The organism is Xanthomonas campestris pv. campestris str. ATCC 33913 (assembly GCF_000007145.1).
GTDB classification, from domain to species: Bacteria; Pseudomonadota; Gammaproteobacteria; order Xanthomonadales; family Xanthomonadaceae; genus Xanthomonas; species Xanthomonas campestris.
Genome location: NC_003902.1, coordinates 4,341,144 through 4,359,993, shown reverse-complemented (window position 1 = coordinate 4,359,993; position 18,850 = coordinate 4,341,144). Strand labels below are relative to the sequence as shown.

At 66.4% G+C, this 18,850-nt stretch carries 21 protein-coding genes; 11 read left to right on the top strand and 10 right to left on the bottom strand.

The annotated features are described in order from the left end of the window. Positions 1 to 122 precede the first annotated feature (122 nt). Together XCC_RS18960 and XCC_RS18955 are read left to right on the top strand one after the other, a co-directional pair. Complete coding sequence (locus XCC_RS18960; protein ID WP_011038743.1) at positions 123 to 1,067, top strand: ABC transporter ATP-binding protein; 945 nt, start codon at positions 123 to 125, stop codon at positions 1,065 to 1,067. After that, positions 1,064 to 1,825 carry an ABC transporter permease gene (locus XCC_RS18955; protein ID WP_011038742.1) on the top strand — a complete coding sequence of 254 codons (762 nt, stop codon included), beginning with the start codon at positions 1,064 to 1,066 and terminating at the stop codon, positions 1,823 to 1,825. The genes XCC_RS18960 and XCC_RS18955 overlap by 4 nt, the downstream gene beginning before the upstream one ends. Positions 1,826 to 2,289: 464 nt before the next feature. Here the strand turns inward: XCC_RS18955 and XCC_RS18950 are convergent, their stop codons facing one another. Further along, entirely contained in the window at positions 2,290 to 2,556 is a 267-nt protein-coding gene (locus XCC_RS18950) for a DUF3297 family protein (RefSeq protein WP_011038741.1), read from the bottom strand. 165 nt (positions 2,557 to 2,721) lie between these two features. On the opposite strand from XCC_RS18950, the gene XCC_RS18945 reads away from it, so the two are divergent. After that, a complete protein-coding gene (locus XCC_RS18945; protein WP_011038740.1) occupies positions 2,722 to 3,276 on the top strand; it encodes a DUF6630 family protein in 555 nt (184 codons plus the stop codon). 1,202 nt (positions 3,277 to 4,478) lie between these two features. Here the strand turns inward: XCC_RS18945 and XCC_RS18940 are convergent. The 6 genes from XCC_RS18940 to msrB all read right to left on the bottom strand — a co-directional run bounded on the left by XCC_RS18940 (position 4,479) and on the right by msrB (position 8,672). Continuing rightward, positions 4,479 to 4,763 (bottom strand): DUF4031 domain-containing protein, encoded by a 285-nt coding sequence (locus XCC_RS18940; protein WP_019238009.1) that lies wholly within the window; start codon positions 4,761 to 4,763, stop codon positions 4,479 to 4,481. A 9-nt stretch (positions 4,764 to 4,772) separates the two neighbouring features. Beyond that, positions 4,773 to 5,498 (bottom strand): hypothetical protein, encoded by a 726-nt coding sequence (locus XCC_RS18935; protein WP_011038738.1) that lies wholly within the window; start codon positions 5,496 to 5,498, stop codon positions 4,773 to 4,775. A 21-nt stretch (positions 5,499 to 5,519) separates the two neighbouring features. Continuing rightward, entirely contained in the window at positions 5,520 to 6,701 is a 1,182-nt protein-coding gene (gene motB, locus XCC_RS18930; RefSeq protein WP_011038737.1) for a flagellar motor protein MotB, read from the bottom strand. Between the two features lie 10 nt (positions 6,702 to 6,711). Beyond that, the gene (gene motA, locus XCC_RS18925; RefSeq protein ID WP_011038736.1) at positions 6,712 to 7,566 is read right to left on the bottom strand and encodes a flagellar motor stator protein MotA; all 855 of its coding nucleotides are present in this window, start codon (positions 7,564 to 7,566) and stop codon (positions 6,712 to 6,714) included. A gap of 110 nt (positions 7,567 to 7,676) precedes the next feature. Then, positions 7,677 to 8,126, bottom strand: coding sequence for an MliC family protein (locus XCC_RS18920; RefSeq protein WP_011038735.1), 450 nt, complete (start codon positions 8,124 to 8,126; stop codon positions 7,677 to 7,679). An 81-nt stretch (positions 8,127 to 8,207) separates the two neighbouring features. Continuing rightward, positions 8,208 to 8,672: a peptide-methionine (R)-S-oxide reductase MsrB gene (msrB, locus tag XCC_RS18915; RefSeq protein WP_011038734.1), complete on the bottom strand. Its 465-nt coding sequence runs from the start codon at positions 8,670 to 8,672 to the stop codon at positions 8,208 to 8,210. Positions 8,673 to 8,975: 303 nt separating this feature from the next. Between msrB and XCC_RS18910 the strand changes: the two genes are divergently transcribed. Further along, positions 8,976 to 9,404: a hypothetical protein gene (locus XCC_RS18910; RefSeq protein WP_029629060.1), complete on the top strand. Its 429-nt coding sequence runs from the start codon at positions 8,976 to 8,978 to the stop codon at positions 9,402 to 9,404. 405 nt (positions 9,405 to 9,809) lie between these two features. On the opposite strand, the gene XCC_RS18905 is transcribed toward XCC_RS18910, so the two are convergent. After that, positions 9,810 to 10,289 carry an Lrp/AsnC ligand binding domain-containing protein gene (locus XCC_RS18905; RefSeq protein ID WP_011038732.1) on the bottom strand — a complete coding sequence of 160 codons (480 nt, stop codon included), beginning with the start codon at positions 10,287 to 10,289 and terminating at the stop codon, positions 9,810 to 9,812. Positions 10,290 to 10,439: 150 nt separating this feature from the next. On the opposite strand from XCC_RS18905, the gene XCC_RS18900 reads away from it, so the two are divergent. Both XCC_RS18900 and alr read left to right on the top strand, forming a co-directional pair. Next, positions 10,440 to 11,729, top strand: a complete 1,290-nt coding sequence (locus XCC_RS18900; protein ID WP_011038731.1) for a D-amino acid dehydrogenase — start codon at positions 10,440 to 10,442, stop codon at positions 11,727 to 11,729. Further along, positions 11,729 to 12,811, top strand: coding sequence for an alanine racemase (gene alr, locus XCC_RS18895; protein WP_011038730.1), 1,083 nt, complete (start codon positions 11,729 to 11,731; stop codon positions 12,809 to 12,811). The genes XCC_RS18900 and alr overlap by 1 nt, the downstream gene beginning before the upstream one ends. Positions 12,812 to 12,963: 152 nt before the next feature. Here alr and XCC_RS18890 read toward each other — a convergent pair whose 3' ends face one another. Beyond that, positions 12,964 to 13,545, bottom strand: a complete 582-nt coding sequence (locus tag XCC_RS18890) for a DUF3016 domain-containing protein (RefSeq protein WP_019238004.1) — start codon at positions 13,543 to 13,545, stop codon at positions 12,964 to 12,966. 245 nt (positions 13,546 to 13,790) lie between these two features. Here XCC_RS18890 and XCC_RS18885 point away from each other — a divergent pair, with 245 nt between their 5' ends. The 5 genes from XCC_RS18885 to XCC_RS18865 all read left to right on the top strand — a co-directional run bounded on the left by XCC_RS18885 (position 13,791) and on the right by XCC_RS18865 (position 18,520). Further along, entirely contained in the window at positions 13,791 to 14,237 is a 447-nt protein-coding gene (locus tag XCC_RS18885; protein WP_014506489.1) for a hypothetical protein, read from the top strand. Next, on the top strand, positions 14,224 to 14,514 hold the full coding sequence (locus XCC_RS18880; protein WP_019238003.1) for a hypothetical protein: 291 nt from the start codon (positions 14,224 to 14,226) through the stop codon (positions 14,512 to 14,514). The genes XCC_RS18885 and XCC_RS18880 overlap by 14 nt, the downstream gene beginning before the upstream one ends. Before the next feature lie 104 nt (positions 14,515 to 14,618). Next, positions 14,619 to 16,652, top strand: a complete 2,034-nt coding sequence (locus XCC_RS18875) for a PAS domain-containing hybrid sensor histidine kinase/response regulator (RefSeq protein ID WP_019238002.1) — start codon at positions 14,619 to 14,621, stop codon at positions 16,650 to 16,652. Between the two features lie 139 nt (positions 16,653 to 16,791). Continuing rightward, positions 16,792 to 17,097: a DUF3247 family protein gene (locus XCC_RS18870; RefSeq protein WP_011038725.1), complete on the top strand. Its 306-nt coding sequence runs from the start codon at positions 16,792 to 16,794 to the stop codon at positions 17,095 to 17,097. An 88-nt stretch (positions 17,098 to 17,185) separates the two neighbouring features. Continuing rightward, positions 17,186 to 18,520, top strand: a complete 1,335-nt coding sequence (locus XCC_RS18865) for a PQQ-dependent sugar dehydrogenase (protein WP_011038724.1) — start codon at positions 17,186 to 17,188, stop codon at positions 18,518 to 18,520. Positions 18,521 to 18,582: 62 nt separating this feature from the next. On the opposite strand, the gene XCC_RS18860 is transcribed toward XCC_RS18865, so the two are convergent. Next, positions 18,583 to 18,843 carry a hypothetical protein gene (locus XCC_RS18860; RefSeq protein WP_011038723.1) on the bottom strand — a complete coding sequence of 87 codons (261 nt, stop codon included), beginning with the start codon at positions 18,841 to 18,843 and terminating at the stop codon, positions 18,583 to 18,585. Between the last annotated feature and the right edge of the window lie 7 nt (positions 18,844 to 18,850).

Here is an 18,850-nt window from a genome sequence, read left to right as displayed (position 1 = left end):
TGCGTTCGCTATGCACAGGCACGCGCTGACAACGGTCGGGAGACACCATCCCATCTTTACGCCTCCCATCTTCATGGCGCACGGCCTACCCTGTGACGCTGATCGTTCCAGTGCAGAACCCAATGACTCCGATCGTTTCCATCCAGGGACTCAGCAAGACCTACGCCGGAGGTTTCCAGGCGCTCAAACGTGTGGATCTGGACATCCAGCGCGGTGAGATCTTTGCATTGCTCGGCCCCAACGGCGCCGGCAAGACCACCTTGATCAGCATCATCTGCGGGCTGGTCAATCCAAGCACCGGCACCGTGCTGGCCGATGGCCACGACATCGTGCGCGACTACCGCGCCGCGCGTGCCAGCATCGGGCTGGTGCCGCAGGAGCTGGCCACCGATGCGTTCGAAACCGTGTGGGCCACGGTGCACTTCAGCCGCGGCCTGTTCGGCAAGCCGGCCAACCCGCAATATCTGGAGTCGGTGCTGCGCCAGCTGTCGTTGTGGGACAAGCGCAACAGCAAGATCTCCACCCTGTCCGGCGGCATGAAGCGGCGCGTGCTGATCGCCAAGGCGCTGGCGCACGAGCCACGCATCCTGTTCCTGGACGAACCCACCGCCGGCGTGGACGTGGAACTGCGCCACGACATGTGGCAGATGGTGCGGCGGCTGCGCGAGCAGGGCACCACGGTGATCCTGACCACCCATTACATCGAAGAAGCCGAAGACATGGCCGACCGGGTCGGTGTCATCAACCGCGGCGAATTGGTGCTGGTGGAAGACAAGCACACGCTGATGCGCAAGCTCGGCAAGAAGCAGCTCAGCTTGAGCCTGCAGGCGCCGCTGCAGGTGATTCCCGCACCGCTTGCCGACCTGCCGCTGGAACTGTCCGCCGATGGCAGCAGCCTGATCTACACCTTCGACACTCAGGCCGAGCAGACCGGCATCGGTGCGCTGCTGCGCCGGCTCAACGAGCAGGGCATCGACTTCAAGGACCTGCATTCCAGCGAGAGTTCGCTGGAAGAGATCTTCGTCAACCTGGTGCATGGCGCACGCAACGCGGAGGTGCGCGCATGAACCTGCATGCGATCGGTGCGATCTACCGCTTCGAAATGGCGCGCGCGTTCCGCACGCTCACCCAGTCGATTGCCTCGCCGGTGTTGTCGACCTCGTTGTATTTCGTGGTATTCGGTGCGGCGATCGGCTCGCGCATGGGCGCTATCGACGGCATCAGCTACGGCGCCTTCATCATCCCCGGGCTGGTGATGCTGTCGCTGCTCAACGAAAGCATCTCCAACGCCTCGTTCGGCATCTACATGCCGCGCTGGGCCGGCACCATCTACGAGGTGTTGTCCGCACCGGTGGCGTGGTGGGAGATCGTGATCGGCTATGTGGGCGCGGCGGCGACCAAGTCGGTGATGCTGGGCTTGCTGATCCTGCTCACTGCGCGGCTGTTCGTGCCTTACGAGATCGCGCACCCGGTGTGGATGCTGGGCTTTCTGGTGCTCACCGCGCTGACCTTCAGCCTGTTCGGTTTCATCATCGGCATCTGGGCCGACGGCTTCGAAAAATTGCAGGTGATCCCGTTGATGGTGGTGACGCCGCTGACCTTCCTGGGCGGCAGCTTCTACTCGATCAACATGCTGCCGCCGATCTGGCAGAAGGTCACCTTGTTCAACCCGGTGGTCTACCTGATCAGCGGGTTCCGCTGGAGCTTCTACGGCAAGGCAGACGTGCACATCGCGGTGAGTACCGGCATGACCTTCCTGTTCCTGCTGGTGTGCCTGGGCGTGGTCGCGGCGATCTTCCGCAGTGGGTATCGGCTCAAGGCGTGAGGCGTGAGTGCAGTGGTTTTGTCGGCCGCATTTTGATGGATGCCGTCGGAAGTCCGGGTCAAACGCGTCGGAAGTCCGGATCAAACGCTGAGTGGGTCGAGGGCGCGGTGCCCTCACCAGAACGTCTGCTGGCTGGTTCGTTGAAAGCCATGCACACCGGCCATTGGATGCCGACGGAAGTTCAGGTCAAACGCGTCGGAAGTCCAGACCAAACGCTGAGTGGGTCGAGGGCACCGCACCAGAACGTCTGCTGGTTGCTTCGTTGAAAGCCATGCATACCGACCATCGTGACTGGTCCTCGCCCGCTAACCGTCGCGGGACCTGACGCGGCATGGATGCCGCGTAGCGCCGACATGGACGTGCGGACAGCGTCTCCCGCGACGGTGGGCGGGTGAGCCCTGTACCTAGTGCGCTGATTAGCCGGCCTGTCGTCGCCTGGCGTGACGTGGGTTTGTCAGCCGCGCTTACTCGGCAGCAGGCTTGGCGTCGCTCTTGGTGTCCAGGTAATAGGCCACCACCTCGCCCTTGACCTTCATGGTCATCGGATTGCCGCGGCGATCGCGCGCCTTGCCGGCCTGGACCTTGATCCAGCCTTCGCTGATCGAATACTCCTCGACGTTGTCGCGCTCGATGCCGTTGAAGCGCACGCCAACACCGCGGCTCAGGGCGTCGGCATCGTGAAACGGGCTGCGTGCATCGATGGCCAGATGATCGGGAGGGGTATCGCTCATGGGAAAGGGCGTCATGACGACCGGGATGACCGTCTTCGGCCGCACAGGATACGGGCCTGCGCGGCGATGACCAGCCCCCTGCAGGTGGCCGCGGGCGGCGTAACGGTTTGCATGGCGCGCGTCAGGCGGCACACTTCACGCTGAATCTTTCTGTGAGACCCCGCCATGCCCGACAACAGCGCCGATTACGAAGACGACGACGGCCTGCCCTCCGATCTGGAGGAGGCCGATGACGTCGACGATCATCCTGGGCGGGTCTGGAACCTGCTGGTGCTGATCAATCCCGGCGACGAAGAAACCGCGCTGGGCCAGTTCGACGCCTGGCGCGAAGCGCAGGCCGAGGCGGACGAGGACGACGAAGACGATGCCTGGCTGTGGGCGCTGAAGGACGCCATCGACTGGCGCTCGGGGTTTTACGTCGACTGGAAGGACACCGATTCGTTCATCGCTGCCATCGACGAGCTCAGTTCGCGCTGGAACCTGCGCATCGACTGGGGCGGCGACCTGGATGACGAAGACTTCGCCAACGGCCTGGGCGTACCCGACCTGATGGCGGTGGCCTTCGACCGCCTGCGCGAGCACGGGTATTCGCTGTGGAACTGGAACACCGGCGGCGACGCCTACGCCGGCTGGATCGCGCTCAGCCGCGACGACGACGCGATGCTGGCACTGACCTCGTTGATGGACGTGGAAGTGCGGCTGGGGAATGAGGCGTTCTGAGGGCTGGGATTGGGGATTCGGGAGTGGGGATTCGCAAGAGCGGTCCCCGGGGGCTGTTGCAGTGTGGGGCGCTTAGGGACGCGCGCTGTGGCGGGGAGTGGAAGCGTGGCCTGGCGCTGGGTCATGCAGGCTGTGCAGCGGCGCGACGCCTTTGGGGGGGGGGGCTAGTTGGGTGATGTGGCAAGCATGCCGAGCATCCACGAAGACCGCCACAAACGCCGCGTAGGAGCGCAGGTCACTGCAGTCTGGATGGTTGTTGCCCCGACGCGCGTGCGTGCGTGGGAAAGCCCGGCAGTCGAAGGCATCAGGCCGGAAGAACTGCCGCGTAGGAGCGCGCTCGCGTGCGATGAAGTCCTCACGGTAACGCCCCATCGCGCGCAAGCGCGCTCCTACACAAGCGTGATGTCGCTGCGGTTTGGATGGTCGTTGCCCTGATGCGCGTGCGTGCGTGGGCAAGCCGGCAATCGAAGGCCTCAGGCCGGAAGACCCGTCTCGTAGGAGCGCGCTCGCGCGCGATGAAGCTCTCCCGATAACGCCCCATCGCGCGCAAGCGCGCTCCTACACAAGCGTGATGTCACCTGCGGTCTGTGTTGTTGCTCCGACGCGCGTGCGTGCATGGGAAAGCCCGGCAGTCGAAGGCATCAGGCCGGAAGACATGCCGCGTAGGAGCGCGCTCGCGCGCGATGAAGCTCTCCCGGTAACGCCTCATCGCGCGCAAGCGCGCTCCTACACAAGCGTGATGTCACTGCGGTCTGTATGGTTCTGCTCCGACCCGCGTGCGTGCGTGCGTGGGCAAGCCTTGCAGTCGAACGCATCCAGGCCGGAAGGCCTGTTTCGTAGGAGCGCGCTCGCGCGCGATGAAGCTCTCCCGATAACGCCCATCGCGCGCAAGCGCATTCCTACACAAGCGTGATGTCGCTGCGTTCTGGATGGTTGCTGCTCCGACGCGCGTGCGTGGGCAAGCCTTGCAGTCGAAGGCATCAGGCCGGAAGACCTGCCGCGTAGGAGCGCGCTTGCGCGCGATGAAGCTCTCCCGGTAACGCCTCATCGCGCGCAAGCGCGCTCCTACACAAGCGTGACGTCATTGCGGTCTGGTACTCGGGCATGCAACTGGCGACACCCACCGATCAGGCGCAGTTACCAATCAGGCCGCAGCCACCGCTTTTACGATCCCGATTCCCAACTCCCCAATCCCCGCCTCCTCAAGGCACCTCCCCCCGGGCCTGCGCGCGCGCATTGGCGATCAGCGCCTTGAGCAGGGCGCGGTCGGTGTGGCGGGAGATGGCGATGGCGCCGAGGGAGATCGCCTCGGTGCGTAGCGGGGCGGGCACGTCGTAGTGCGCGCCGCTGAGTTTGTTCTGGAAGGCGCGGCGGGGAATGCCCAGCCGCGCCGCCATTGCATGCAGCTCGTCCAAGGTATCGCCGAGCAGGTGCGCCCAGCGCTGGTCGCGCCACAGGTGCACGGCATCGTCGACGTAGACGGCCACCGGCTGGCCTCAGGCCTTCTTGCTCTTCTTTTTCTTAGCGCCGTCGGTGGCGTCGGCGTCGTCCTGCGCGGTTTCGGCCGCGCTGTCGTCAGCATCGGCGTCCGTGGCATCGGCGTCCGCATCGGCCGCATCAGCGGCGTCATCCGCATCGGCTGCCACTGCATCGCTGTCGCTGTCGCTGTCGTCTTCGCCTTCTTCGCCTTCGCCTTCGCCAGCGTCATCGCCGTCGGCGTTTTCGAACTCGGACACCAGCGTGGTCAGGTATTCCTCGGCGGTCTTGCCTTCTTCGGCGGCCAGGTCGTCGATCATCTGCTGCAGCTGGGTCGAATATTCCAGCGAGATGGTCTTGCCTTCCTTCTCCTGCAGGTTGGCCAGGTGCTTGAGCATGGCCAGCATCGGGACCGGGTTGTCGGCGCTGCCCATGGTCTGGCCGCCGATCGACAGCATCCACTCGCTGCCGCCCTGCAAACCGATCGCGGCGACGACGCGGCCGTCGGCATCCTGCAGCACGGCGTGGTTGGTGACCTGGGGCGCCTGGCCCAGACGGACGATCGGGCGCTTGGGTTGCTGCTTCTTGCGCTTGTCGCGCTTGGCCTTGGAATTGCGGGACATGGTGTTCTCGACGCTGGAAATGGCCGGCCATTCTAGGCGCTTGTGCGCGCCACGGCTCGGACGGGCCCTGTGGTCCGCGCGGGGACGCTCCCGATCAGCGCGCCAGGCGGTGCGAAAGCCCACCCGCCAGCGACGCCTGGCGCGTCAGTTCGGCTGTGCCGACTCGCTGGTGGCCACCCGTGGCGCGGCGATGGCCGCTTCGGCTGCCTTGGCGAGCGCGGCCGCCGAGGCCACCTGCGCGCTGGACGACACCCGCGGCGGCGCTGGCTTGGTGCCGGCCGCAGCAGGCGCAGGCACCGGCGTTGCGGTGCCGGCAGCGGCCGGTGCAGGTGCCATTGTGCTGCTTCCGGCCGCTGCAGGTGTGCCCACCGTGGCGGTCCCGGTGGCGGCAGCGCCGCTCAGGTCCGGCACATGGGTGTCGGCATCGGGAATGGGCTTGCCCAGTGCCACGCCCTGGTCACTGCCGGCCAGGGCCGCCTGCTCGGCGTCCTGGGTCATCACCACGATGCTGATGCGGCGGTTGATCGGGTTCTGCGGGTTGGTCTTGTCGAACAGCACCGACGAGGACAGCCCCACCACGCGGGTCACCTTGGCATCGGCCATGCCACCGCCCACCAGCGCGCGGCGGGCGGCGTTGGCGCGGTCGGCGCTGAGTTCCCAGTTGGTGTAACCGGCATCGCTGCTGTAGGCGGTGGTGTCGGTGTGGCCGGTGATGCTGATGTGGTTGGGCACCTGATTGATGAAGCTGGAGAGCTCGCGCAGGATGTCCACCGTGTAGGGCTTGAGCTGGTCGCGGCCGATGTCGAACATCGGGCGGTTCTGCTTGTCCACGATCTGGATGCGCAGGCCGTCGGGCGTGAGGTCGAGCAGCAACTGGTCCTTGAACGGCTCCAGCGCCTGGCTCTTGTCGATGGCTTCCTTCAGGTCCTGCATCAGCGCTTCCAGGCGCTTCTTGTCCTTGGCGCGGCTATCCACGTCGGTATCGGCGGCGTTGTCGCGCTTGCGGCCCATTTCGTCCTTCTGCCCCTTGGCCATGTCGGCGGTGCCGCCGAGCTTGATCATCGAGGTGCTGGCGCCGCCGGGCCCGTTCATGCCGGGCGAGGGCGCCGGCGATTTGCCGGACAGCGGGCTGGGATTGCGGAAATATTCGGAGATCGCCGCGCGCTGTTCCTTGGTGGTGGCCGCCATCAGCCACAGCACCAGGAAGAAGGCCATCATCGCGGTCACAAAGTCGGCGAACGCCACCTTCCAGGCGCCGCCATGGTGGCCGCCGCCCTGGACCTTCTTGACCCGTCGGATGATGACGGTGGATTTGCCCTCGGCCATGACCGCGGCCCTACTTGATCGTCTTCAGGTGCGTTTCGAAATCACCGAAGCTCGGGCGCACGTTGGAGGGCAGGGTCTTGCGCGCGAATTCCAGCGCAATCTTCGGGTTGTAGCCACGCAGGCAGGCCAGCAGCGCGGTCTTGACCGCTTCGTAGATGCGCCCGTCCTGCTCGGCGCGCGCTTCCATCGCCGCCGACAACGGCGACACGAAGCCATACGCCAGCAGGATGCCAAGGAAGGTGCCGACCAGTGCAGCGCCGACGTGGTGGCCGATCTCTTCGATCGGCCCGCCAATCGAGCCCATGGTGATCACGATGCCGAGTACCGCCGCCACGATGCCGAAGCCGGGCAGGCCATCGGACACCTTGCTCAGCGCATGCGCCGGTGCCAGGGCTTCGTGGTGATGCTTTTCCAGTTCCAGCTCGAGCAGCGGCTCCAGCTCGTGCGGCTCGATGTTGCTGCCGATCATCAGGCGCAGGCAGTCGGTGATGAAGTCCAGCAGATGGTGATCGGCCAGCACCTTGGGATAGGTGCCGAAGATGGTGCTGTCCTGCGGCTTTTCGACATGGTCTTCCAGGGCCATGAAGCCGTCGCGGCGGGCCTTGTTCAACAACTCGTAAATCAGGCTCAGGGTGTCCTTGTAGTCGTCGGACTTGTACTGCGGGCCCTTGAACACGCCCATGACGCCGGTCAACGTTTCCTTGACGATCTTGCCTGGCGTGCTCACCAGGAACGCGCCCAGCGCCGCGCCGCCGATGATCATCAGCTCGTACGGTTGCCACAATGCGCCCAGCTTTCCGTGCGACAGCACATAGCCGCCGAGGACACTGACGATGACGACGATGAAGCCGATGATGATGAGCATGGCGCAGCCGGGAGCAAGCTAGGGTTGCTGTTTGTTTCGGCCCGGGCGGCGGATTCTTGAAGCGCGTGACGTGAAGATGTGCGCTGCGACTGAACGCATTAGCCCCTGCATCAGCCCACGCCGCTCGCGTCCGCCTGCGTGCATTTGACGGCCTCGCCGCCCGCCAGCGTTAGCGTTGCCTCGCCCGCGTGCGCCCAGAAGGCGTTGCCGTGGATGTCCGCGTAGCGGGCGCCAGTCGGGGCGTCGGCATGCGTGAGCAGTAGGGTGCGGCCGTTCACGTTCAGCTGCACGGCCTGGGTCGCCGCATCCGTATGCACGCCCACCACCTGCTCGCCGCAGCGCCACTGCGCAGTGGCCGATGGAGCGGGAGTTGGCGCGGTTGGGGAGACGCCCGCCGGGCGGGGCGGCGGGCCGCCCACGCTGGCGTCGATGATGGCCGGCGTGCTGCCGGCCGCTGGTGAGTCGGCTGCGGCAGGCGGGCGATCGTTGCCGTTGCAGCTTGTCAGGGCCAGGGCCAGGGCGAGCAGGCTGGCCAGGCGTAGCGGGGAGACCGGGTGCATGTGACGCCTCCTGTCGGATCAGGGTGCCGCAGCGCCGGTTGACGCTGCGGGACTGTCAGGACCGGTGCGCCGCCGCGCGCATCAGGCCGGTTGGGTGTCGGCGCCTGCACGCTGCAGCGGATTGGGCAGCGGCTGGCCGTCTTCGGTGAACGCCAGCGAGACCGAATTGAGGCAGTGGCGCTCGCCGGTGGGCGGCGGACCGTCGGGAAACACGTGGCCCAGGTGGCTGTCGCAGCGCGCGCAGACGATTTCGGTGCGGATCATGCCGTAACCGGTATCGCGGATCTCGCGCACATGCGCCGGGTCGTAGGGCGCAAAGAAGCTGGGCCAACCGGTGCCGGAATCGAACTTGGCATTGGAGCGGAACAGCGGCAGCCCGCACAGGCGGCAGGTGTAGACCCCGTCGAGCTTGTTGTCCAGGAACACACCGCAGAACGGGGCCTCGGTGCCGTGGTGCAACAGCACGCGCTGCTCCTCGTCGCTGAGCCCGGCAATCAGGGCATCGCGCTGGGCGGGGGAGGGCGGGGTGAGGTCGAACTGGCTCATGGGGCTCTCGCATGCGCTCGCTGGCGGGGTGCCGGCGCCTGCCCCTGTGATGTGGGCAGTGCGCGCTGGGTTCAACCGCTGGCGCGAAGCCGACCGGCGCGCTGGTCGTCACTGGAGGAACGCAATGAATGCTGTGCGGCCGTGTCGGTACCGATGCCCGGAGATCCTGCGGGGGAGGAGCGCTGCGTTTTCGCATGGCGCCGACGTCGCCGAAGCGTTCAGGGCCCGGCGGGGTCCGTGTATTGCCGCCGCGTGCCGGCGGCCCCATTGATTGCCTATCTCTCATGCAACGTGGTGCCCGACATGACGATCTCATCCTCAACGCGCGGCCTGGTGCTGTGTGGCCTGCTGGCTGCCGCCGGCACGGTACTGGCGCAGTCGGCCACCACCACCCGCTCGTCCAACACCCTGCAGCCCATCACCACGCCCACGCCGGTGCAGCCCACGGTCGCGCCGCCGCGCCCGGTACAGCCAACCCCCACGATGACGCCGGTGCCGTCGCAGTTGGGCCAGCGCCCCAACGCCCCGACCATCCCGACCCGCGGACCGGCACAGACGCCGGTGGCCCCGGCCGGCAGCCAGGTGCCGGCCAGCACGCCGATGGTCTACGACCGCAACGGGCGTTTGCTGCAAGGCATGCAGCCGGCCGGCCCCAACCGCGTGCTGGACACCAAGACCGGCCGCTACTACGACGCATTACCAGCCGGCGACGGCATGCGCGTGGTGCGCTGAGAGCGCTGTGCGGGCCGCCGCGTGCTGAAGCACGCGGCGGCGGTGTGGCCATGAAGTTCGCAGCTCGCAGTGCTTTTAGCGGCGAACTTGTTTAGCGGCGAACTTGCGCAAAGCTGCGCAAAACTCAATGGCGATTCGGCAGGTGGAAGGCAGTCTCGGCAGGTTTGCGGCAACCGACCAACGTCCGCCAGCTTCGACTACGCCGGTAGTTCCACTTCGCCATCAGTCGGCCAGAAGCCCTTAGTCACACCATCCCGTCAAGCATTGCGACCCCGCGGGGCATCTGCGCAACTCGGCCGCTAACCCGCTAACCCGCTAACCCGCTAACCCGCTAACCCGCTAACCGGACCGGTCACGGTCAACCGCGAATCCCGATTCCCCAATCCCGATTCCCGACTTCCATTCCTACCCCTCAATCGGCAACGCCAGCGTCTCCTTCACCTCTTCCATTACGATATAGCTCTTGGATTCGCGCACGTGCGGCAGGGTCAGCAAGGTGCTGCCTAGCAACTTGCGGTACGAGGCCATCTCGCTGATGCGGGCCTTGAGCAGGTAATCGAAATCCCCCGAGACCAGATGGCACTCCAGCACGTTGGGCAGCTTGAGCGCGGCGCGGCGAAATTCTTCGAAGATGTCGCCGGATTTGTAGGCCAGGCTGATCTCCACGAACACCAGCAGGCTGGCCTTGAGGTAGTGCGGATCCAAGCGCGCGTAATAGCCGGTGATGGCGCCATCGCGCTCCAGCCGGCGCACGCGCTCGGTGCAGGGCGTAGTGGACAAACCCACCCGTTCGCCCAGTTCGGTAAAGGAAATCCGGCCCTCCTGCTGCAGGATGCGCAGGAGCTTGCGGTCGATCTTGTCCAGCTCACGCGCGCGGGTGGCCATGGGGTCTGTGTCCAGGCGGATTTGACAGGAAGTTTCGCTGCGAAGCAGTACTGATTCCAGAAATAGCACTGCCTGGCTCGCAATATACTGCGTCTAAACGTCTCCCTCGGCACCTGGTTCTGGGGGAATGCTCTCTTTGAGGAGAACGACATGCGGGTGCTCATTCTCGGTAGCGGCGTCATCGGCACCACCACCGCCTGGTATCTGGCGCAGTCCGGCTGCGAGGTCACCGTGGTGGACCGGCAACCGGCTTCCGGGCTGGAAACCAGCTACGCCAATGCCGGCCAGCTCTCCTTCGGCTACACCTCGCCGTGGGCCGCCCCCGGCGTGCCGGGCAAGGCGGTGAAGTGGCTGTTCGAACAGCATGCCCCGCTGTCGATCCGGCCCACCCGCGATCTGCGCCAGCTGGCCTGGCTCAGCCAGATGCTGCGTAACTGCACCGCCGAGCGCTACGCGGTGAACAAGGCGCGCATGGTGCGTTTGTCCGATTACAGCCGTGACTGTCTCAATGCGCTGCGTGCCAGCACCGGGCTGGAATTCGAAGGCCGTCAACTCGGCACCACCCAGCTGTTCCGTACCCAGCAGCAGCTGGACGCAGCCGCGCAGGACATCGAGGTGCTGGCGCAGTACGGCGTGCCCTACGAGCTGCTGTCCCCGGCGCAGATTGCCCAGTACGAGCCTGGCCTGGCCGGCGGTGGCGCGCAGATGGCCGGCGCTTTGCACCTGCCCGAAGACCAGACCGGCGACTGCCGGCTGTTCACCCAGCGCCTGGCCGACCTGGCCACGCAGGCCGGCGTGCAATTCCGCTATGGGCAGCAGATCGAGCGCCTGGAGCATGCCGGCGGCGAAATCACCGGCGTGCAGATCGACGGCCGCCTGGTCACCGCCGACCGCTATGTGCTGGCACTGGGCAGCTACTCGGCCGATCTGCTGCTGTCGCTGGGCCTGCATCTGCCGGTGTACCCGCTCAAGGGCTATTCGCTGACCATCCCGATCGTGGACGCGCAACGCGCGCCAACTTCCACGGTGCTGGACGAGAGCTACAAGATCGCGCTGACCCGCTTCGATGAGCGCATCCGCGTCGGGGGCATGGCCGAGGTGGCCGGCTTCGACCTGTCGTTGAATCCGCGCCGCCGCGCCACCCTGGAAATGGTGGTCAACGACCTGTTCCCCGGTGCTGGCGATCTGGCCCAGGCCGAGTTCTGGACCGGCCTGCGCCCGGCCACGCCGGACGGCACCCCGGTGGTGGGCGCCACGCCGTACGCCAACCTGTTCCTCAACACCGGCCACGGCACGCTGGGCTGGACCATGGCCTGCGGCTCCGGCCGCTACCTGGCCGACCTGATGCAGGGCCGCACGCCCGAGATCGATACCGAAGGCCTGGACGTGTTCCGTTATCTGTCCACGCGCAGCACGCGCCCGCACCGGGAGGCCGCGTAGTGCGTCCTGCGCAAGCGTTGATCGACCTGGACGCGTTGCGTCACAACTACCGCCTGGCCCGGCAACTGGGTGGCGGCAAGGCACTGGCAGTGGTCAAGGCCGACGCCTACGGCCACGGCGCGGTGCGCTGTGCGCAGGCGCTGGAACCGGAGGCCGACGGCTTTGCGGTGGCCTGCATCGAAGAAGCGCTGGAGCTGCGCCAGGCCGGCGTGCGCGCGCCGATCCTGCTGCTGGAAGGTTTTTTCGAGCATGACGAGCTGGCGCTGATTGCCGAACACGATCTATGGACGGTGGTCGCCACGCCCTGGCAGGTGCGCGCGCTGGCCGAGTTCCGCAGCCCGCGCCCTTTGCGGGTGTGGTTGAAGCTGGACAGCGGCATGCATCGGCTCGGCCTGTCGCCGGAAGATTTTCGCGCCGCATGGCTGCATTTGCGCGGCTTGCCGCAGATCGACTCGCTGGTGCTGATGACGCATCTGGCACAGGCCGACGAGCTGGAGTGCAGCCGCACCGACGAACAGGCCGTGGCGTTCGCGCTGACCTGCGGCGGCATGCGCGCGGAAACCAGCCTGCGCAATTCGCCCGGCCTGCTCGGCTGGCCAGCGCTGCGCAACGATTGGTCACGCCCGGGGCTGATGCTGTACGGCGCCAACCCGTTCCCGCAGCCGAGCGAGCTCACCGCGCAACTGCGCCCGGTGATGACGGTGCGCTCGCGCATCATCAGCGTGCGCGACCTGCCGGCCGGCGAGCCGGTTGGCTATGGCGCGCGCTTCGTTGCCGAACGGCCCACGCGCGTGGGCGTGGTGGCGATGGGCTATGCCGACGGCTACCCGCAGTTCGCGCCCAACGGCACGCCGGTGCTGGTGGATGGCAAGGTGTGCCCGCTGATCGGCCGTGTGTCGATGGACATGCTCACTGTGGATCTCACCGAGCATCCGCACGCCGATGTGGGAACGCCCGTGCAGCTGTGGGGCGACGCGCCGCAGGTGAGCACGTTGGCCGCGCAGTGCAATGTCAGTGCATACCAGCTGCTGTGTGGACTCAAGCGCGTTCCGCGTCACTACAGCACCCCTGCACACGCGTAACGCCGCTGCGCGCTAACAACACTGCTTCGCAGGCTTGAGCTGTAGGGCGTGGCGCAGTGGATGCCCAGATCAACACGAACGCAACAACGGCGCCCTGAGGCGCCGTTGTCTGTTCCAGCATGGCGTGCGTGTCGCGCTTTGCGCGTGCTGCATCAGCGCTGCGCGGTATTTCGATCACGATCGCCGCGGAACTGCTTGCGCACCCAGTCGTCGATCATCGCTTTTTCAAAGCGCATCGGGTCGGTGTCGTTCACGCGCGGGCCGCTCGTCAGGAACGCCGAATCCACCAGCTTGCGTTCGCCCTGGTCGATCACCGCGCCACTGGCATCGGTCAACGTGTATTCGAAGCTCATGCGCGGCGGGTAGATGTCCTTGACCACGCGCACGTCCTGCATGCGTGGGCCATGCCATGGCTCGTACTGGCCGGCGCGGCGGATATCGGTGATGGCCACGCTGAGGAGTTGGCCGTCCGGCAGCTGCCGCTCGGCGCTGCGCTGGAAATAGGTGGCCAGCTGCGTCACCCAATCGCCGCGCTGTGCTTCCCAGCGGTTGCCGCTGTAGCGGATATCGGAGAACTGCGCCGGGTCGGTCCAGCGCACTTGCACCGGGCCATCGCTGGACAGGGCGCGCGGGGCCTCCGGATCGGTCACGTTGCGCACCCCGGCGGTGGCCCCGGTGCTGGCAAGCAGGCCGGCGAGCAGCAGGGTCGCGCTGGACACAAGCAAACGTTTCATGGAAAGCCTCCAGAAGAGATGGCCGGCAACGCCGGGCACAGGATCAGTGTGGGGCCGCCCTGCACGCCCCGCAACGCACGCTGCGCCTGGGGCTGGCATCGCGTTGCCGCCCGGTTAATGCAGGTGGCCGCGGTGCTGACGGAGGGTTCACCAGGCCTGCGCTTCCGCTTCACGGCCCAGCCCGGAAGATCGCTGCCATGGACACCTACCCCCGCACAAAATCAGCCCCCTCGGCGCCGGCACACATGCCGTCGGACGTGCGACTGCAGTTCATCGATTGGGCAAAGCAGCACGGCCACAATCCGGCCACCGGCGCTGCCGCCTTCGTGGCCCTGCAGAGCGATCTCGACCTGGACATGGCCACCCGCAGCATGCCGTTGGAACCGGGTGCCGACGCCCGCGAAGCACTGCGCGAGCATCTGGCCGCGCTGGCGCGCCAGGTCGATGTGGCCGTGCAGTTTCCACCCGTGTACGCCTACACCTCGGCCACCGGCGCGGAGTACCGCTACTCGCTGATGCTGGTCATCGCCGAGGATTGTGTGGAGTGGACCGGGCGCGTCTGGCAGGGCCTGGACTACCAGGGAATGCTGACCGGCCGCGGCCAGGGCCCGCGCGCCAACTACACCCAGCTCGCACGCATGGCGCTGGAGCGCGAACTCGACCAGGAGCGGCCGCGTTATGTCCAGTCCTGATCTGGAACTCATCCTGCCGCAAGGAGCGCATGTCGCCGATGCGGACGACAGCTTCAGCCAGCAATGCCGCGATGAATGCGCCCGGCTCGGTCTGTCGCGGGTGCGCCTGCTGCTGCTGGACGTCGACTACGCGCGTTCGGGCCTGTGGCGCGAAGAGGCGCAGCGTTGGGTGGACGAGCAACTGCGGCGCGAAGGTGAATGGGCATTTCGCGGGCTGGTGGCCGGCATCATGCTGCTGAGCGCAGGCATCGTGGCGGTGGCCGCGCTGCTCTGGTAGCAGGGCGGCAGGTTGGGCGATCCTGCGGCGTGCGAGCGCGATGTGCACCCGCCGACGACATCGGACATGGTTTCATCCGCTCGTCATCCGCCCTGGCATCACCCGTGGACCCTGATTTGAGCACTTCAGCCCTCAGCCCCGAATCGATCGTCGCCGCATCGGCGCCCGTCGCAGAGCCGACGCTGGATTCGGGCATGTACCGCGAAATCTTCGACAACGTGGACGCCGGCTTCTGCATCATCGACATGGTGTTTGAAGGCGACCGGCCCACCGATTACATCTTCCGCGTCACCAACGAGGCATTCCAGCGCTACACCGGCCTGTCCGAGGTCGCCAATGTCTCGATGCGCAGCCTGCGCGCCGATCATGAGCAGGAATGGTTCGACCGCTACGGGCATGTGGCGCTAACCGGCAACCGCATCCACTTTGAAATGCAGGCCAAGGCGCTGAACCGCTGGTACTCGGTGGACGCGTTTCGGGTGGGGCCGCCGGAGCTCAAGCGGGTGGCCGTGCTGTTCATGGACATCACCGAGCGCAAGCGCGTGGAGCGCGAGCTGGCCGAAAGCGAGGCGCGCTTCAGCGCGCTGGCCGACGGCCTGCCGATGCCGGTCTGGGTGCTCGATGCGCAAGGTGTGGTGCGTTTCGTCAATAGCGCCTATGGCGAATTTTTCGGCGTGGATATTTCCAGCGGTACCGTGTCGGCCTGGAGCGAACTGCTGCATCCAGAAGACGTGCCGGTGTTCCAGTTTGAGTTGGCGGCCTCGCTGGAAGAACAGCGCGGCCTGCACGCGCTGGTGCGCGCGCGCCGCCACGACGGCCAGTGGCGTTGGATCGAAATGACCGCCACTCCGCGTTATTCCGCAGACGGCCGTTTCATTGGCCTGGCGGGCAGCAGCCCGGACGTGACCGAACAGCGCGAAATCGCCCTGGCGCGTGAGCAACTGCTCGAATCCGAGCGCAGTGCCCGCAACGAGGCCGAAAGCATGGCGCGGCTCAAGGACGAGTTCCTGGCCACCTTGTCGCACGAGCTGCGCACGCCGCTCACCACCATCCTGGGCTGGAGCGAGCTGCTGTTGCAGCGGGTCGAAGAGGGCCACCCGAACTACAAGGGCCTGTCGGTCATCGCCAGCAGCGCCCGCGCGCAAAAACGCCTGATCTCCGACATGCTCGACCTCAGCAGCATGCTGCTGGGCAAGGTGCAGCTGGAAGTGGAATCGCTGGATCTGGCCGAGCAGGTGCGCGAAGCCCTGGGCGCGCAGGAGCCGGTGGCCGAGGGCAAGGATCAGGTCCTGCAGCTGCATGTGCCGCCCACACCGTGTCTGGTGCTGGGCGATGCCACTCGGCTGCAGCAGGTGTTCTGGAATCTGTTGTCCAACGCGATCAAGTTCACGCCCGCGCACGGCCGCATCGATGTGACCGTGGAGCACGACGACGGCCACTTCATCGTTTCGGTGCGCGATTCCGGCGACGGCATCGCTTCGGAATTCCTGCCGCATCTGTTCGGCCGGTTCCGCCAGGCCGACGCCACCACCACCCGTCAGCACGGCGGCCTGGGCCTGGGCCTGGCCATCGTGCAGCAGCTGGTGGAAATGCATGGCGGCCAGGTCGGTGCCACCAGCGGCGGGCGCGGCAAGGGAGCCACCTTCACCGTGCGCCTGCCCGAGCATCAGCCCGACCAGGCCAAGCGGCCGCGGCTTGAGCTGCGTCGGCGGCTGATGTCCGAGCAGATCGTGGAAGCGCGCGCGCTCAATGGCCTGCGCTTGCTGGCGGTGGAAGACCAGCCGGACATGCTCGACTATCTGCGCCGCCTGCTGGAAGAGCAGGGTGCCGAAGTGGTGACCGCCGGCAGCGCCACCGATGCGTTGGCCCTGATCGACCACCGGGGCTATGCACGCTTCGATCTGATGCTCACCGACATCGGCATGCCGGGCATGGACGGCTACGGGCTGATCCGCACCGTGCGCGAGAACATGGGCCTGGATGCGACCGCATTGCCGGCGGTGGCGGTCACTGCGTTGGCACGCGACGACGATCGCCAGCGCGCGCTGGCCTCCGGCTTTCAGGAACATTTGGCCAAGCCCTACAGCGTGGCGCAGTTGGTGACCGCGGTGCGCGCCGCACGCGAACCGGCCGAATGATGCAACGCGCATGATGCGATGCGATGCGGCCGGGTTGCCGCATTGCATCGCATTTCGGCGACCAGGCAACTCGGTGTGTTTGCTGCATCGTTCACGGCCGATGGCCTAGCGTGCGGGCTCCACTTTCGGAGATCGCGCGATGCCCAAATACGCCCCCCATGTCTATACCGAACAGGCGCAGATCGCCACGCTGGAGCATTGGGTGAAGCTGCTCGACGGGCAGGAACGCGTGCGCATCGAGCTGGACGACGGCAGCATGATCGCCGGCACCGTGGCGGTGCGTCCCACCATCCAGACCTATCGCGACGAACAGGAGCGCGAAGGCAGCAATGGCCAGCTGCGCATCGACCATCTGGATGCCTCGCAGGAGCCGCAATGGATCTGGATGGATCGCATCGTGGCGGTGCATCCGATGCCGCTGGGCGCCCCGCAAGTCATGCCCTGACAGGCGGCCTTTACAGGGTGTTTACTTCTCGCAGGCGCGTCACCGGCATCATGCCCGACTGTCGCAACTGTTCAGGATTCCGCCCGCAATGAATGCTCCCGTCTTGAAGCTCGCCCGTTGGCCGCTGCCGCTGCTGACCGCCGCCGTGCTCGCCGCCTGCGGCGATACCGCCACGCTTGAGATCGCACAGGGCACCGGGCCGAATCCGCAATTGCCCGAACCGGTGAAACGGCTGATCCCCACCGTCAAGGTGGCACCGGTCAAGCGGTGGGCCGCCAACGCCAAGCCGATCGCTGCCGACGATCTGCAGGTCAATGCGTTCGCGCGTGATCTGGATCACCCGCGCTGGGTGTATGTGCTGCCCAACGGCGACGTGCTGGTGGCCGAAACCGCCGAACCGCCCAAGCCCGACGATGCCGGCGGCGGTGGCCTGCGCAAGAAAGTGCAGGGCGCGATGATGAAGAAAGCCGGCGCGGTGGTGCCCAGCGCCAACCGCATCACCTTGCTGCGCGATGCCGATGGCGACGGTGTGGCAGAAGTGCGCACGCAGTTCATCAGCGGCCTGTTTTCGCCGTTCGGCATGGCGCTGGTGGGCGATCGTTTCTACGTGGCCAATGCCGATGCGCTGGTGAGTTTTCCGTATGCGCCCGGCGACACCCACATCACCGCCAAGCCGACCTTCGTGGCCAATTTGCCGGGCGGCCTCAACCATCACTGGACCAAGTCGCTGCTGGCCAGCGCCGATGGCAGCAAGCTGTATGTGGGTGTGGGTTCCAACAGCAACGTGGCAGAGAACGGCATGGAGGCCGAGCTCAATCGCGCTGCCATCCTGGAGATCGACCCGGCCACCGGCAGCAGCCGCGTGTTCGCCAGCGGCCTGCGCAACCCGGTCGGCACCGCCTGGGAGCCGCAGAGCCAATCCTTATGGGTGGTGGTCAACGAGCGCGATGAAATCGGCAGCGATCTGGTGCCCGATTACCTCACCTCGGTGCGCGACGGCGGTTTCTACGGCTGGCCGTACAGCTACTACGGGCAGCACGTGGACGAACGCGTGGAGCCGCAAAATGCCGAGCTGGTGGCCAAGGCGATCAAGCCGGATTATGCGCTGGGCCCGCACACCGCCTCGCTGGGGCTGAGTTTCGCCAGTGGCAGCCTGTTGCCACAGCGTTTCCGCCAGGGCGCCTTCATCGGCCAGCACGGCTCGTGGAATCGCGACCCGCCCAGTGGCTACAAGGTCATCTTCGTGCCGTTTGCCAACGGCAAACCCGCCGGCAACCCGATCACGGTGCTGGATGGGTTCCTGGATGCCGAAGGCAATGCCCAGGGCCGGCCGGTCGGGGTGACGCCGGACAACAGCGGCGCGCTGCTGGTGGCGGATGATGTGGGCAACGTGATCTGGCGGGTGACACCAAAAACGCGCTGAGGCTGGCGCGGCACAAAAAAACCGGGCAGTGCCCGGTTTTTTGCTGCGCGTGCGGTGGGCCGCTAGCGCGGCGCTTCCGGAGAGGCATTGAAGCGGCGAGCGTAGTCGCGTTCTTCGCTGATCCGGGTGACTTCCTCATCGGCCATTTCCGGCGCGCCATACACCGCGTAGGCCACGCTGCCGTCGTCGCGTTCACCGACCTGATGCAGCCGGTAGCGGGGCCGCCCGGCGCCGGTGTTTTCCGGGTAATGCAGCGGTGGCGGGGTGTCATCCAGGTCCATCTCGCTGTTGTCTACAACTCCACCTACGAACAGGGCTCGCATTGCGTAT